Consider the following 16687-nt stretch of genomic DNA (forward strand, 5'->3'; position numbering starts at 1 on the left):
ATTTTGTCAACAACTTTTCTGAAAATTTAGATTAACGAGATTATTTTGATATTAGAATAAAAAGGCTAATCTGCGCTAGTATAAATATTTCTACTTGTTCTCACGTATAAAAATTCATAAAATAACAGTAAAGCTGTTAGAAAGGTAGGTGAATATCATCGCACAGACAGAAGACAACCGTTTAATTACTACCCAGGATGAAGAGGTGCAACATATTGCACTAGATCAAATTAAAGCCAATCCATACCAACCCCGAAAAACATTTGATGATACTAAATTAGATGATTTAGCGGGTTCTATTCGACAACACGGCATTCTACAACCAATTGTCTTACGGCAAACTATAAAAGGCTATCATATTGTAGTAGGTGAACGCAGATTTCGTGCATCACAACGTGTGGGTCTGACAACGATTCCTGCTATTGTCAAAACAATGACAGATGAAGATATGATGGAACTTGCGATTATTGAAAACTTACAGCGCGAAGACTTGAACGCAATTGAAGAAGCTGAAAGCTATCGTAAATTAATGGATGACCTACAATTAACACAACAAGAAGTTGCGACACGCTTAAGTAAATCGAGACCGTATATTGCTAATATGTTACGTTTACTTAATTTACCAACTGAAATCATGCGAATGATTCGCGATGAACAACTTTCGGGAGCACATGGACGTACACTATTAGCTGTTAAAGATAAGCGCACAATGAATAAAATGGCGCAGCAAGCCTACGAGGAGTCTTGGAGCGTACGTTATTTAGAGGATTGTATCAATTCAGCAAAAAATAGCAAGACATCAAAACAAGCTTCAACGAGTAAGAAAAAGCCCAAGTTTATTCAACAACAAGAACGGCAATTAAGAGACCAATATGGCTCAAAGGTGAATATTTCTACCGTGAATAAAAAAGGGAACATCACATTTGAATTTACTTCCGAGGAAGAATTTAAGCAATTGATACAACAACTTAATGCCCAATATCGAAAATAAGCATAGTATCTTTGCAGTCATGCATTATGAAGTAGTAGTCAAACACTTGTTAACGGTGTAATGGTAATAAATAGGACAAATATCAGCAATATAAAAAGCGCGTGCCTTAAGAGAAGGCGACGCGCTTTTATAATACGTTTTAATTATTAAGATTAACCTTTTAGAGAAATTGAGTTTACTCTGAGTGTCAGCAACACATTCATGATTTGTTAACTCCTTAACTCGTAATATAATCGCCACCATTCACATGAATGACTTGTCCTGTAATGTATGAGCTATCTGCATAAGAAGCCAAGAAAACATATGCAGGTGCTAGCTCTGCTGGCTGTCCTCGTCTCCCCATCGGTGTGTCATCACCTTGGTGTTCGACTTTGTCTTGGCTAAAAGTTGCAGGGATGAGTGGCGTATAAATAGGACCAGGAGCTACAGCGTTGACCCGTATCCCTTTTTCAACCAAGCTTGTAGCAAGTGAACGTGTAAATGCTACGATTGCGCCTTTAGTGGCAGCGTAATCTATTAAATGACCGGAACCACGATAAGCTGTCGCACTCGTTGTATTAATTATAGCATCGCCTGATGAGAGGTGAGGTTCAGCTGCTTGAGATAAAAACATCATACCAAAAATATTAGTCTCAAATGTTTCTTTAATTTGCTCCGGTGTGATGTCAGCAAAGTGATCTTGTGGGAATTGGACACCACCATTATTTACTAAAATGTTGAGTTGGCCGAAATCGGTAATTACTTGTTGAATTAATGCTTGAGAGTCAGCTACGCTTTTTAAATCATGTGCATAAGCTTTAGCTGTCACTCCAAAAGATTTAATATAAGCAACAATGTCATCAGCATCGCTATGCTCGTCATAATAACCTATGGCGACATGAGCACCTTCTTTAGCATAAAGCGTTGCTATCGCACGACCAATACCAGAATCGCCTCCAGTAATGAGTGCGACTTTACCTTGTAATTTTCTGCCTGCTTGATAGTCATCAAATTCAGAAATGGGTTTCGGCTGCATATCTTTTTCGATACCAGGTTGACGCTGTTGTACGTATCCTTTTATTTCTTTATGAAAATCAACTAAGTTCATAAAGCACCTCCAAAAGTGTCATTATTAATCCGATACCACCTGTAGTACAAATGAAACTTAGTTACAATTATTATATTGCTATTCAAACAAAAAGGAGATTAGTATCGTGAAATACTAATCTCCCGTCTGTTATGAGTTTAAAACATCGCCTTACATCTTTTAGTGATATTAGAGTTAGTTTGAAGTGTGACGATGTTTATTGAATGCGTAAACTAATTAATAGTAATATCAATTTTATAAGGTTGTTTACCTATTATAAATCTGAAAATATGGAATTCCCTTAAAATAACATAAGCAATCAAGTGTTTTCGCGTAAAAGCCACTATTATAACGATATTTTAGTTAAGCTTGTGAAGAAGCAGAAAAGCTTAATCTTGGAATAAACGTTTCAAAGTGAACATTTTCTTGTGGTATATCTAATGTTTGTAGTTGCATAATCATTGAGTTTAGGAACGAATTACCACCACAGATGTAAATTTCAGTGTTTGCATCTACATACTCTTGTAATTGTTTAGAATCGATAAAGCCATCAACATCTCTAAAATGAGTTTTGAATTCACCTTGTGCAACAGAGTTATTAATGTCGTTCAATTCTTGTTCAAATGCTACATTATTGTCATTAGATGTAACTTGAATAAATGTAGCTGCTAATTGTTTATTTGCTGCTTCGCGGTACATTGATACTAAAGGTGTCACTCCTACACCAGAACCTAAGAATAATTGTTTATTATTGTTATCGGCTAAACCGAAACCACCAACTGGTGCCGATAAATTTAAAGTATCGCCAATAGTTACTTCATCATGTAAAATTGTTGAAACTTCACCTTCATGATCATCAGTTACATCGCGTCTTACACCAAATGTTAAATAGTTAGTATCACCATCGACAATGGAATAATGACGTTTAGCTCTGTATGGTAATTTGTCACTGGCTACGTCAACCGTAATATATTGACCAGGTACAAACTGACTTAAATCAATATTTTCTGATGTAATTGTGAATGATTTTATGATGTCTGTTTGTTCTTTAATGTCTGTGACTTTGAATGGCTGGAAGCCGTCCCAAGCCATGTTACTGTATACTTCTTGTTCTAAACCGATAAATGCATCTGCAATTGCTTGATATGCTTTGCCCCACGTTTGGATAACTTCACTATCATCTGTCAATCCAGTCACTTCTTTAATAGCCCATAATAAATTTTCTCCAACAATGGGATAGTGTTCAGGTTTTACTTGTAAAGCACAGTGTTTATATACTACTGGCATAATAGCAGGAACGATAGGTGACAAATCATCGATATTATCGGCAGCTGCTAAAACGGCCATAGCTAGTGCTGAAGATTGTAAACCTTTTTTCTGGTTCGTTTGGTTAAAAACATTTTTTAATTCTGGATGTGTTTCAAATAAGCGTTTATAAAATTTCGAGGTAATTGTTTGTCCTTCTTCTTTTAGTAAAGGTACCGTGTCTTTAATAGTACTAATTTCTTTTTGAGTTAACATAATATGACCTCCTTATTTATCTAACTTAATTATTAAACTATTGTATTAATTGTTCAAGTAAATAAAAGGAAAGTCATAAAGGTTTCAAAATTATTAAATTGTGCGAATATCATCACATTATTTTAATGAGCAGTTAATGGTAATGTTAATGTAATAGTAATCGATAGTAGTAGATATGAAAATAGGGAGTGGTTGTATGAAAATTGCATTAACGCCTAATACATATGGCTTTCGTTTGAAAGGTGATTTTCAAGAAACAGTAGCAGGATTACAAACGACAGGTTATGAAATTAGACAACATCATGATTATCGGTGGGATGGGTTACAACGCGCTGAACAAGATGTTTATATTTTTCAATATACGTTAAGTGGGAAGGGCGCAATACGAATTGGTCAACAATATTATGAGTTAAGGCAAGGCGATGCCTTTTTTGTGAAAGTACCTAGTGACCATTGTTATTACTTACCGCATGATTCTGAGCAATGGGAGTTTTTGTATTTTACAATATATGGAAATATGGCAGCTACGCTCTTTGAAAAAATACAAACTACTGCTGGACCAATTATACAATTACCACTTCATGCAGCACCAATACAATTTATCATTGAAACATTAGAAAAAATAGAAAATATAGGTATTCATCACGGTTACGAATCTTCTGCCCGTGCTTATACGTTTGTGATGAAATGTCTGGAGTATTTAGAATATGGTCAACGCGTGGGGACGGGACATGACTCGCCAATTAATAAAGCAATACGCTACATAGAAAAATATTATTATGAAGATTTATCGTTAGACGACGTTGTAGCGGTGACACAACTCTCTAAATATTACTTTACCCGTCAATTTAACTCAGCGATGAAAGTAACACCAATACAGTATTTAACGCAAATACGTATACGTGTCAGTGTTCAATTATTAATTACTAGTGAATTGTCAGTAGCAGAAATTGCTACACGAGTGGGTTTTAGGTCTAGTAATTACTTCAGCAAAGTTTTTAAGAAGGTAATTGGTGTAACGCCAGGTAGTTATCGCAAAAATAATAAAGTGATGCCTGTAGATAAATTATTCATTGATTAATAGCGCAATATTTTACCCTTTTCAAATTAATTTACGATTGCTAGTTGTCAGAACATTCACTAATCTGAATATAAGATATTGTATTTACAGCAAATGAAAACAATAAATTAAAAGTTCAAGTAACTGTGAGCAACTTGTGAAATCGCAATATTAAACTTATATTTAGGAGGCAGTAATATGAAAAAGATTACGTTTTTAGGTGCAGGAAGTACCGTGTTTACTAAGAATGTATTAGGAGACTGTATGACTGTTGACGCATTACAAGATTTTGAATTTGCATTATATGACATAGATGAACAACGATTAGAAGATTCCGAACGAATGTTAAATAATTTGAAAAGCAATTTAAATGCTGGTGTCACAATACGTGCGTACCATAATCGTAAAGAAGCTTTACACGATGCTAAATATGTTATTAACGCAATCCAAGTGGGAGGATATGATCCAGCTACTATTACAGATTTTGAAGTTCCTAAACAATACGGCTTACGTCAAACAATTGCTGATACATTAGGCATTGGAGGTATTTTCCGTAATTTAAGAACGATTCCAGTAATGCAAGCATTTGCTCAAGATATGAAAGAAGTATGTCCAGATGCTTGGTTTTTAAATTACACAAATCCTATGGCAGTGTTAACAAATATTATGTTGCAAGAAGGGATTAAAACAGTTGGATTATGCCACAGTGTTCAAGTTTGTGCTAATGATTTATTAATGTCTTTGGATATGCCAACAGATGGAATTCAGCATAAAATAGCGGGCATCAATCACATGGCATGGTTGCTTGAAATTACTCGTAATGGTAAAGATTTGTATCCGGAAATTAAACAACGAGCGAAAGCAAAACAGCAACAGCCACATGATGATATGGTGCGTTTCGAACTCATGGATAAATTTGGCTATTATATTACTGAGTCTTCAGAACATAATGCCGAATATCATCCTTATTTTATTAAAAGCCAATATCCAGAATTGATAGAGCGTTTCAATATACCATTGGATGAATACCCACGTCGTTGTGTCAATCAAATAACAGAATGGGAACAAATGCGTGATGATATGGTGAATAATAAAAATTTAGAGCATGAACGTTCACATGAATATGGCTCGTATATCATTGAAGCAATGGAAACGAATCAACCGTTTAAAATTGGAGGCAACGTTTTAAATACTGGTGGTTTAATTAGTAATTTACCAGAAAATGCTGTAGTAGAAGTACCGTGTTTAGTGGATAGTAGTGGCATTGCACCGACTTATATTGGTGCGTTACCAGAACAACTCGCAGCATTAAATAGAACGAATATTAACACGCAATTATTGACTATTGAAGCGGCATTGACTCAGAAAAAAGAAAAAATATACCAAGCAGCAATGTTAGATCCTCATACAGCAGCAGAATTATCAATCGATGACATTATTGCATTATGTGATGATTTAATTACAGCTCATGGCGATTGGCTACCAAAGTTCGACTAATATCAGCGAGAGCTTTGAACAGGTACACAAAGAACTATTATGCCTAGCTTTAACAATATTAAAAGCTAGTAGAACTTAAGGGGTGGTTTTTTGGATAGACAAGTAACCCGAAAAGCAAAGTATTCTTTTGGTATTGGTGCTTTTGGTAAAGATTTAGTAGTAGGTCTAACGGGGACCTTCTTAATGTTTTATTTTACGGACGTATTAGGAGTGGCAGCAAGTTTTGTAGGAACGCTGTTTTTTGTCGCACGTATTTGGGATGCAATTAATGATCCGGTTATGGGCATGATTGTAGATAAAACTAAAACCAAATGGGGCAAATTTAGGCCGTGGTTAGTGATTGGTACTATTATTAATGCGGTGATAACCATCATTTTATTTAGCGATTTTGGGTTATCTGGCACAAGTTTGTACGTATATGTTTCAGTGTTTTATATTTTGTGGGGGATGACTTATACGATGATGGATGTGCCATATTGGTCATGGTTACCCAATTTAACTAACGACCCAACAGAACGTGAGGAAGTATCTATTATTCCTCGTGTGTTTGCTAGTTTAGCCAATTTGATTGTTGGGACTGCAGGTTTAACAGTTGTAGCATTTTTTGCTCACCATTTTGGAGGGGGAGAGCAATCAGTAGGCTTCTTTATTATGACAGTGATCATTGCTATCGTGTTTATTATTGCAATCCTAATCACTGTACGTAACGTTTATGAAGCGCCCACAAATATTGATACAGGTATAACATTACGTTTTAAAGATATTTGGCGTATTTTATTCATGAATAAAGAGTTACTAGCGTATATCGGTATATTAGTCACTTTCTTTTTAAGTATTCAATTATTAGGTAATGTCGCAATATATTATTTTAGTTATGTAGCAGAATCCAAGGCGTTGTTTGCACTGTATAATGGTGTTGGTTTTGTAGAAATCATTGCGTTGTTAATGTTTCCTAAATTAGCAAAATGGCTGTCACGTGAACATGTGTTTCCAATAGCAGCAGTATCATTATCCACGGGCTTAATCATTTTTTTAATTGCAAGCTATGTATCGCCCTCTGCTGTGATACCAGTCATAATAGGGACAATATTTATTAAAACAGGTACTGGATTTATTATGGGCATTATTACTGTATCGATTGCAGATGTTATTGATTATAGTGAATTGAAATTTGGTCAAAGGAATGAAAGTGTTATTACATCAACTCAAACGTTCTTGATGAAAACTGCTATGGCAGTAGCGGCACTATTTACCGGATGGGGATTAGACTTATTTGGTTATCAAGCTGGTCAACAGCAAAGTGACTTTACGAAAAATGGTTTACGTATCATCATGATTGCATTACCTATAATCAGCGTCTTTTTAAGTTACCTCATTTACCGATTCAGTTATCATTTGAAAGGTGCGTACATTCAAGATGTTGTAAATGTCTTAAATGTTAAAAAGCGACAAATTAAATAATATGACTAACAAGAGACTGGGACAATATTGATTGTCCTAGTCTTTTTTCATATTGGCAGTAGCTGACTGCATTGAAAATGCGCTTCAAATCAAGCTTGTTTCAAGGCTAGTCAACCTTGCCGGAGTGGGAAGACGAAATCATTTTTTCAAAAACAGATTTCTGTCCCACTCCCTTTACTATGAAAGAGCTATGTATTATTTTGTTGGTCTATCAAGTACTAATAAGTACTTAGCAAGTAAGCATTAAAATATAGATAGAAGTAAGTGGAAATATAAGCGTTATAAAAATGTTAGCTATTTTCTGTCGGTTACTGTAGGGTAGCCTTAGCGTTGTCTGACTTCAGACTACCGGTAGTGATACTTTGCTATTTTTAAGATGAATTACAGCAACTGCACCGTTGCCAATGCAAACGGTGCAGGAGGATTAACTTTCTTTATTTTCAAAGTCTTCTTGTTTGTTATTATCAAAGAAAGATGAAAATTTATCTTTAATATCATCTAACTTGTTATTTACTTTATCGAGCTCTTCTTGCATTTGATCACTGTTGCCATTTTCTTGTTGATCTTTAGCTTGCTCTAAGTTGTTTACAGTACTTTGATATTTATCGGCTAAATTTTCTGTCGTGGATGAATCAGCTTCTTGTTTAAGACTATCTACTTTATCTTGTAATGATTGCAGTTTAGATTCTGTTTCATCATTTCCATTACTTATATCATCTTTAATTGTTTGGATTTGGCTTTCAATTTTACTATTTTGATGTTCGAAATTAACATTTTCACCTTGGCCAGCATCGTTTTGGTTTTGATTATCAGTTTGTGCTTGCTCTGTTTGATTTTGTTGTCCGTCATCACGTGAGTTGAAAAATGCTGTTACGGCAAAAACACCTACGATAAGTAACAAAATAATAGCACTTAAACCGAGCCACGTATTTTTACGTTTGGTTTTTTTATTTTCTTCCAGTAATTGTAATTCTCGTTCTCGATCGCGTTGATTATAATGGGCTTCTGATTTTAAGTGGTTCGGATCATGTGAATCATGCGCATAGGATTGTTGGTATTTTTGGATACGACTATAAGGGCTGTATAATACTTCTCCAAAGATATCGTACTGTTGCTTGTCCGTAACACTATGTGTGTTTAAATCAGTATTAACCTTACCGTGTTTATCTAATGCAATAATAGTTCCATCGTCTTCGATCTTTAAAATTTTAGGATATTCGTTAAAGTTATTATTACGCTGCATCATCTTCACCCTCATCTTCTAGTTAAAAATTACTACCATAGTAAGCTATACCCAAATTGTTCTATGTTATAAATAGTAAAAGGATACTTAACATAAAAATAATAAAAGCTGACTTAAATTAAATTAACGTACTTTATTATATTTTTATCCATATTTTGAGTGAGGTCGTCATCAGAAATAATGAAATCCAATTCAGCCAAACCACTTATTTTAGCTGTTACAACTTTGCCTACTAATAAGTTGTAAATACAATAAAAGCTACAAGACATAGTGCTATTATAAAAAAACTAATACCGATAAATATCGAATGCTTATTGAATGCTACTATACCGAAGCAAATAAAAGTGACGCTTAAGCAAAGCATAGCTATAAAGTGTGGAAACTGTAAAATGTTGAATGAAATACTTAAATTTAAAAGAAAGCTTAGGATCTCTAAACATAAAAATATTCTCTCAATAAAAGTGAAAGTTATAGGGGGCTTCATATAGTATACTCCTTCTATAAATTTTTAAACTACTATAACACAAGTAGTATAATAAATTGAATTTCATGTTTTTGTAGTCAATATATTATAGATAGAATTATGTTCATTCTGTATCTATAACCCTAAATATATTATGCAAATATAATTTAAAGCGTTTTATTTTATATTGGCATTGTGGTATATTTATAAAAAAAGTTACTTTTCGCTAATGAAAGGTAACTTTTTTTATAAATGTAAGAAAGCGCTTACGTGTAGGGGGATGTAACATGGAAGAATCAAGTACGTTGTTAACTATAGTGGGTTTATTGATTATTATTTCAATAGTCACTTTGTTAATCATTAAAAAGATAAGTCCAGTAGTAGGAATGATACTTATTCCTATTGTTGGTGCATTATTGATTGGTCATGGGTTTGGGGATATTCGAAAATATGTGGATTCCGGAATTGACCAAGTTTTTAATGTTGCTATTATGTTTATTTTCGCTATTATTTATTTTGGTATTATTTCTGATAGCGGATTATTTAGACCATTTGTAAAAGTAATGATTAAATTTACGCGAGGGAATGTTATTATTGTGGCTGTTGTGACCGCACTAATTGGAACATGTGCACAGTTAGATGGTGCAGGAGCAACAACATTTTTATTAGCAATACCCGCATTATTACCTTTATATCGTGCACTAAAAATGAGTCCGTATTTATTAGTATTATTGTTAGCCCTAAGTGCTGCAATCATTAATATGGTCCCATGGGGTGGCCCAATGGCTAGGACAGCGTCAGTTATTGGCGTCGACAATATTAATGACCTGTGGTATCAAGTCATTCCATTACAATTAATCGGTATTGTGTTAGTCGTATTATTTGCGATGTTCCTAGGTATGCGAGAAAAAAGAAAAATTGCCCGTACTTATAGTGATATGGATAGGGAAAAAATAGATATTCAAAGTATTGTTGAGGGTTATGAGCAACAACAAAATGAAAATTCTCCTATTATAGGTGAAGCGGCTAAACATAAATATATTTTATGGCTTAATTTAATTTTAACTATAATTATTGTCGCTATGATGCTCTTAGATATAGTTCCACCTGAGTTGGCGTTTATGATTGGTGTGGCGATTGCACTACCGCTTAACTTTAGAAATGTAGACTATCAAATGGAACGTATACGTGCCCTTGCACCAAATGCTTTAATGATGGCAGCAGTAATTTTAGCAGCAGGTGTGTTTTTAGGTATTTTAAATGAAACGGGAATGTTAAAAGCCATAGCATTATCATTAATTACGATATTACCAACAGCTGTCGGACCATACTTACATATTATAGTTGGTATGTTAGGTGTACCTTTAGATTTATTAACTAGTACAGATGCATATTATTTTGCAATATTACCAATTGTAGAGTCTACTGCAGGCCAGTTTAATGTGCCTACAGAATCTACAGCTTTTGCACTGATGATTGGAAATGTTATCGGTACGTTTGTGAGTCCATTTGCACCAGCAGTTTGGTTAGCAGTTGGTCTTGCTGAAATTAATATGGGTAAATATATTAAATACGCCTTTTTCTGGGTGTGGGGATTCTCAATTATAATGTTAATTATCGCAATTTGCTTAGGTATTGTAACGATTTAGTTTAGATTATAGTCTTAATATATTATTATTGATAATTTTATAAAAAAGCTGGGACATGTATGAACTTGTCCCAGCTTTTAATTGTATCGACTATAAAGTTACAATTGTACTTCTTCTTATGCATACATAGTAATAGACAGACTTTATAAGTGTGTGTCTTGAAGCTGTTTGTTGCTCTCTGTGAGTTGATTTTTATCTTATGGTGTATCTTTGTTTATTGCAGCCATTTGTTGAGAAAAATGTTCGAATGTGATTTCGTTTTTTCCCAGTGCTGACAATTGAAGATACATCTGTTCGTTTTTACTATAGGTGGATTTATATAAAGTTGAGGCTAGTGCGCCTTCATTTGGTAATGGTGACAAAACATCTTTAAGTTGTGAGAATGCCTGATAATAACGTATACCAAAAATTCTTTGAGAACGGGCGTTAATGTGTATGCCATCTGGATTAGGCTGTAATCCTTGGCCGGTTACGAAGTGGCAATGTGGTTCTGAGTGACTCACTGATTGTATAATTTTATTGATTTCTTGGTATTGTGTAGCACTTTGGCCGAAACCAGATTGACCCAAATAATCTCCGAGCCCCCCAAGGATAACTGGAAGCTCAGGTTGACCTAATGCCTGGCGTAAATGTGTGATAAACTGCTGTAATTTCTCTTGGTAGTTTTGAAATTTATCATTATTACTATCACTTTCACCTTGGTGCCACAAAACCCCAATGAGTTCACTTGTTTCCATTGCAAAATGCGCTTCAGATATGGCATGTCGTGTCAATATTTGATCAGGTGCCCAGTCGTCTATAGAGGTGCCACCATCTGCACAAGGTATTAGACCTAGTGTTTCATTTGGATGCGCCTCTACCCATAATTGTGCGAAGGCAGCGGCAGGTCCAATACCGGCGACTGCTCTATCTTGGTGAATAGGTTCTTCCATAAATTGCCAACGTCCGTTTTTTAATACTTTAATGCGCTCGTTAATAATAGGTTCGACCTCTGTCATAAATCCGCGTCCTGCCATATTTGACTGGCCGACTAATAAGATTGATTTCATCGACGTTCACTCCTTTGTTGGTATACAATGTATCGTATATGCTCATTTAAATATAGAATGTTTGCTAATGTAAAGGATTTTGTGTGCGATGCTTTATCGCATAGTTGATTCTTGCTATAATAGGCGAGTATGTTTTAGCACACGTTGGATATTTTAGTCTCAGGGGAGTGTTAATTTAAAACCCAAGTTGGAGTTGCAACTGAACGAAAACACGTACAATAGACAGTAACATTAAGTCAGGGAGGACATAGCATTGAATCAAATTAAAAGCGTATTAGCATCTTTGTTTGAACCTTTAACCAAAGTTGAGACGTATCAAACCTTAATATCTAACATCATTATGGTAGTAATATATATTGTCGTTGCTTGGTTTGCGATACGTATTATTAATAAAGTGATAGAACAATTTTTTAAAGTGCAAAACAAAGGCAGAAATGCCAATAAAAAACGCTCACAGACATTAATTTCACTAGTACAAAATATTGCTTCATATGTAGTATGGTTTATAGTCATTACTACTATTCTTAGTAAGTTTGGTATTAGCGTAGAAGGTATAATTGCCAGTGCTGGTGTTGTTGGTTTAGCTGTTGGTTTTGGTGCGCAAACAATTGTTAAAGACATCATTACTGGGTTCTTTATTATTTTTGAAAACCAATTTGATGTTGGCGATTATGTTAAAATTAATAGTGCCGGAACAACTGTAGCTGAAGGAACTGTAAAAGCAATTGGATTACGTTCAACGCGTATTAATACGATAAGTGGCGAATTAACAATCTTACCAAACGGTAGTATGGGAGAGATTACTAACTTTTCAGTATCAAATGGTACAGCGATTGTGATGATGCCTGTGGCAATTGATGAAGATATAGATCGTGTGGAAACATTATTAAATGAATTATTTACTTCAATGCGTTCTAAATATTACTTATTCATTACTACTCCAGAATTCGTAGGTGTCGATTCCATTACGAGAGATGAAGTATTGATTCGTATTTCAGCAGAAACGATACCTGGTGAAGGCTTCTCAGGTGCGCGTATTTTACGTAAAGAAATTCAACAATTTTTCAAATTAAAAGGTATTAAAACACCGCAACCAGCCATGGTACAATATGACTCGAGTAACCCAAATCAAGCACAATAACTTCGGAGGTGTGACAGAATGACAGCTAAATACGGTCTGAATGATATAGTAGAAATGAAAAAGCAACATGCATGTGGTACGAATCGTTTTAAAATCATTCGTATGGGCGCAGACATCCGAATTAAATGTGAAAATTGTCAACGCAGTATTATGATTCCTAGACAAACGTTCAATAAAAAATTAAAAAAAGTACTTGAGTCTTATCAAGTAACTGATGAAAAGGAGAATGACTAATGGCTTTAACAGCAGGTATCGTAGGCTTACCTAACGTAGGGAAATCTACTCTATTTAATGCAATTACAAAGGCTGGCGCATTGGCAGCTAACTACCCATTCGCAACAATCGACCCTAACGTAGGTATTGTAGAAGTACCGGATAATAGATTGAATGTATTAACAGAGATGGTACAACCTAAAAAGACTATACCAACTACATTTGAATTCACTGATATTGCAGGTATCGTGAAAGGTGCTTCAAAAGGTGAAGGATTAGGGAATAAATTCTTATCTCATATTCGCGAAGTTGATGCAATATGCCAAGTAGTGCGTGCTTTTGATGATGATAATGTTACGCACGTTTCTGGACGTGTAGATCCTATTGATGACATTGAAGTTATTAATATGGAATTAATTTTAGCTGATTTAGAATCAGTGGAAAAACGTTTGCCGAAACTTGAGAAAATGGCAAGACAAAAAGACAAAAATGCAGTTAATGAAGTACGTAAATTAACTACAGTAAAAGAAGCATTAGAAGAAGGTCGTCCAGTACGTAGTTTAGAATTTAATGAAGAAGACCAAAAATATATTAACCAAGCACAATTATTAACGTCAAAAGATATGTTATATATCGCCAATGTTGGTGAAAATGAAATTGGTGACGAAGATAATGAAAAAGTTAAGGCTATCCGTGAATACGCAAGTAAAGAAGGATCAGAAGTTATTGTAATCAGTGCTAAAATCGAAGAAGAAATTGCTACATTAGATGATGATGATAGAGCAATGTTCCTTGAAGATTTAGGTATCGAGGAACCAGGTTTAGATATTTTAATACGTACAACATATAATCTATTAGGCTTAGCAACATATTTCACAGCAGGTGTTGAAGAAGTACGTGCCTGGACCTTTAAGACGGGAATGACAGCACCACAATGTGCGGGCATCATCCATACAGATTTTGAACGCGGGTTCATCCGTGCAGAAGTAACGAGTTATGATGACTATGTAGAATTTAATGGTGAGCATGGTGCCAAAGAAGCGGGTAAACAACGTTTAGAAGGTAAAGATTACATCATGCAAGACGGTGACGTTGTTCACTTTAGATTCAACGTATAAAATTTTCAAAAGTTCCTGATTATGTCAGGAGCTTTTTTAATATCAAAGTACATAAAACACCTCCCAAGTTGCAATAGTGAAATGGGAGGTGTTGTTGTAGTGGTATTATTTTGGAGTGTTTACGACGTGAACCATTCGCTGCTGACACCAGACGAGATATAATTGGCATCGACTTTTTGATCTAATTCTTCAGAATAATGTTCATCGGTGTATTGCCATAAGGCATGATTCGTAGATGGTTGTTGCTCATTATAATTAGCCAACCAAACACCGTCATAATTATTAGGTGCTTGTGGAACATTTTCATTGATAAAGTTTTCGTATGAATAGAAAAGTACTTTATGATTTCCTGCTAGGCTTTTCATTTCATCGTACCAAGCTTTAGTACTTTGCTCCACGCCACCAGAAGTGACACTATTTTCTTCTAAATCATTGACATAAAATTCAGCTTTGGGTGCACGGTTGTGAAGTGTTCGAGCTTCATAGCGTGCATCGTCTGGATTTTCATACATACTATATGAATAGACGCCAAAATCTAAATTATATTTATCGAGTAGTGCTGAATTATGTTCGAGTGCAGCATCTTCAGTTTCAGAACCGTATTGGGCACGAATGATAATGAAGTCATAGTTTGCTTTCAATGCTTTAACTTGATTGGCAGTTAACTCTCCTTGCCATTCAGAAATGTCTAAAACGCGATTGTCGCTTTTTGCTCCGCCTGCTTCTCGTGTCACACTGTTATTTTGTGTTGCCGTTGGATGTTCTTTGAGATAGTTTTCATATCCAGCGCCCATTGTGCCACGATGTGATGAATCTTCGTCGGCCGCATAAACTGTCGCACTAGCGAGTGGTGCACTGGCTAGCACTGTTGTTGCGACGATGCTTTTTTTCAAAAACGAAATCATAAAAGTACTCCTTTAGTTTGCTATAGTGAATTGTTGAATATGTAATTAATGGTGTCATAAATTTCTGACAAAGCTCATGCTAAAATAATTAGATTTTTTTCGCAACCTTACTTCGTACAAGATTAAAGTGTAAAGAAAATTAATTAATTCAGAAATAAAATAATCGTTATTAACAGCAAGAATATATTAATTCAAGTAGATTGTCACCTTTCGTATTATTGTAAATTGTAAAAGCTTATGCTATAATTCTTTATTGTGAGTAATGAAAATTATTCCTTGCCTATTGTTTTTATTGATAGGCCGTATAGACCACAAGGAGGTGCAATTATAAAATGAGAACATATGAAATTATGTACATCGTTCGTCCAAATATTGAAGAAGATGCTAAGAAAGCAGTAGTTGAGCGTTTCAACGGTATTTTAGCTTCAAACGGATCAGAAGTCCTAGAAGCAAAAGATCAAGGTAAACGTCGTTTAGCTTATGAAATCAACGATTTCACTGAAGGTTACTACAACTTAGTTCGTATTCAAACAGAAGGTAATGAAGCTACAGACGAATTCCAACGTTTGGCTAAAATCTCTGACGATATTATTCGTTACATCGTTATCCGTGAAGACGAAGATAAGACAAGAAAATAATTGGGGGCGCTTAAATGATAAACAGAGTTGTTTTAGTAGGTCGTTTAACAAAGGATCCAGAATATAGAACAACACCCTCAGGCGTGAGCGTTGCGACTTTTACTTTAGCAGTAAATCGTACGTTTACAAATGCGCAAGGGGAACGCGAAGCAGATTTCATTAACTGTGTAGTTTTTAGAAAACAAGCAGAAAATGTGAATAATTACTTATCAAAAGGTAGTTTAGCTGGCGTTGACGGTCGCATACAATCACGTAACTATGAAAACCAAGAAGGGCGTCGTGTGTTTGTCACTGAAGTTGTTTGTGACAGCGTTCAATTCCTTGAACCGAAAAATCAAAACCAACGTCACAATCAGTCTTCCGGTAATAATTTCCAAGATTATGGACAAGGTTTTGGTGGTCAACAAGCAGGTCAAAACACATCATCTTATCAAAATAATAACAACAACAATTCATCAAACTCAGGTCAATCTGATAATCCTTTTGCGAATGCAAATGGACCGATTGATATCAGTGATGATGACTTACCGTTCTAAGCTCTGTATTTTGTGTGAATTTACAAGAGCAATAAATTAAAAGATTTTTAAAGTGTGAAAAATTGCATTATCGTGTGTGTAAATTGTGTGTAAAGTAATGCAATTTAAAGCGTATATCTTCAGTGTGTGAAGATAT

At 34.9% G+C, this 16687-nt stretch carries 15 protein-coding genes; 10 read left to right on the forward strand and 5 right to left on the reverse strand.

The window, feature by feature from the left end:
* Positions 1-157: 157 nt before the first annotated feature.
* Positions 158-991: a ParB/RepB/Spo0J family partition protein gene (locus JVU85_RS06785; protein ID WP_204172212.1), complete on the forward strand. Its 834-nt coding sequence runs from the start codon at positions 158-160 to the stop codon at positions 989-991.
* A gap of 217 nt (positions 992-1208) precedes the next feature.
* Here the strand turns inward: JVU85_RS06785 and JVU85_RS06790 are convergent, their stop codons facing one another.
* On the reverse strand, positions 1209-2078 hold the full coding sequence (locus JVU85_RS06790) for an SDR family oxidoreductase (protein WP_204172185.1): 870 nt from the start codon (positions 2076-2078) through the stop codon (positions 1209-1211).
* 342 nt (positions 2079-2420) lie between these two features.
* Positions 2421-3578: a globin domain-containing protein gene (locus tag JVU85_RS06795; RefSeq protein WP_107373833.1), complete on the reverse strand. Its 1158-nt coding sequence runs from the start codon at positions 3576-3578 to the stop codon at positions 2421-2423.
* A gap of 196 nt (positions 3579-3774) precedes the next feature.
* Here JVU85_RS06795 and JVU85_RS06800 point away from each other — a divergent pair, with 196 nt between their 5' ends.
* The 3 genes from JVU85_RS06800 (at position 3775) to melB (ending at position 7596) form a co-directional block, all read left to right on the forward strand.
* Positions 3775-4659, forward strand: a complete 885-nt coding sequence (locus JVU85_RS06800; protein WP_107373832.1) for an AraC family transcriptional regulator — start codon at positions 3775-3777, stop codon at positions 4657-4659.
* A 177-nt stretch (positions 4660-4836) separates the two neighbouring features.
* Positions 4837-6135, forward strand: coding sequence for an alpha-glucosidase/alpha-galactosidase (gene melA, locus JVU85_RS06805; RefSeq protein WP_002509660.1), 1299 nt, complete (start codon positions 4837-4839; stop codon positions 6133-6135).
* Positions 6136-6225: 90 nt separating this feature from the next.
* Positions 6226-7596, forward strand: a complete 1371-nt coding sequence (gene melB, locus JVU85_RS06810) for a melibiose:sodium transporter MelB (protein ID WP_107373831.1) — start codon at positions 6226-6228, stop codon at positions 7594-7596.
* Positions 7597-8020: 424 nt separating this feature from the next.
* On the opposite strand, the gene JVU85_RS06815 is transcribed toward melB, so the two are convergent.
* Positions 8021-8842 carry a hypothetical protein gene (locus JVU85_RS06815; protein WP_239441178.1) on the reverse strand — a complete coding sequence of 274 codons (822 nt, stop codon included), beginning with the start codon at positions 8840-8842 and terminating at the stop codon, positions 8021-8023.
* 747 nt (positions 8843-9589) lie between these two features.
* On the opposite strand from JVU85_RS06815, the gene JVU85_RS06820 reads away from it, so the two are divergent.
* Positions 9590-10951 carry a CitMHS family transporter gene (locus JVU85_RS06820; RefSeq protein WP_204172186.1) on the forward strand — a complete coding sequence of 454 codons (1362 nt, stop codon included), beginning with the start codon at positions 9590-9592 and terminating at the stop codon, positions 10949-10951.
* Positions 10952-11148: 197 nt separating this feature from the next.
* On the opposite strand, the gene JVU85_RS06825 is transcribed toward JVU85_RS06820, so the two are convergent.
* Positions 11149-12000 carry a sialate O-acetylesterase gene (locus JVU85_RS06825; protein ID WP_002509656.1) on the reverse strand — a complete coding sequence of 284 codons (852 nt, stop codon included), beginning with the start codon at positions 11998-12000 and terminating at the stop codon, positions 11149-11151.
* Between the two features lie 253 nt (positions 12001-12253).
* On the opposite strand from JVU85_RS06825, the gene JVU85_RS06830 reads away from it, so the two are divergent.
* The 3 genes from JVU85_RS06830 to ychF are packed head-to-tail and all read left to right on the forward strand — an operon-like array spanning position 12254 to position 14472.
* Entirely contained in the window at positions 12254-13141 is an 888-nt protein-coding gene (locus tag JVU85_RS06830; RefSeq protein ID WP_002509655.1) for a mechanosensitive ion channel family protein, read from the forward strand.
* 18 nt (positions 13142-13159) lie between these two features.
* Positions 13160-13375, forward strand: a complete 216-nt coding sequence (locus JVU85_RS06835; RefSeq protein ID WP_142020034.1) for a DUF951 domain-containing protein — start codon at positions 13160-13162, stop codon at positions 13373-13375.
* Complete coding sequence (gene ychF, locus JVU85_RS06840; protein WP_204172187.1) at positions 13375-14472, forward strand: redox-regulated ATPase YchF; 1098 nt, start codon at positions 13375-13377, stop codon at positions 14470-14472. The genes JVU85_RS06835 and ychF overlap by 1 nt, the downstream gene beginning before the upstream one ends.
* A 119-nt stretch (positions 14473-14591) precedes the next feature.
* Here ychF and JVU85_RS06845 read toward each other — a convergent pair whose 3' ends face one another.
* A complete protein-coding gene (locus tag JVU85_RS06845; RefSeq protein ID WP_002509652.1) occupies positions 14592-15377 on the reverse strand; it encodes a GH25 family lysozyme in 786 nt (261 codons plus the stop codon).
* Between the two features lie 332 nt (positions 15378-15709).
* On the opposite strand from JVU85_RS06845, the gene rpsF reads away from it, so the two are divergent.
* A complete protein-coding gene (gene rpsF, locus JVU85_RS06850) occupies positions 15710-16015 on the forward strand; it encodes a 30S ribosomal protein S6 (protein WP_002509651.1) in 306 nt (101 codons plus the stop codon).
* Positions 16016-16029: 14 nt separating this feature from the next.
* Complete coding sequence (gene ssb, locus JVU85_RS06855) at positions 16030-16551, forward strand: single-stranded DNA-binding protein (RefSeq protein ID WP_002509650.1); 522 nt, start codon at positions 16030-16032, stop codon at positions 16549-16551.
* Positions 16552-16687 lie beyond the last annotated feature (136 nt).

The sequence above is a fragment of the Staphylococcus sp. GDY8P72P genome (assembly GCF_016890655.1).
Taxonomy (GTDB): Bacteria; Bacillota; Bacilli; order Staphylococcales; family Staphylococcaceae; genus Staphylococcus; species Staphylococcus arlettae.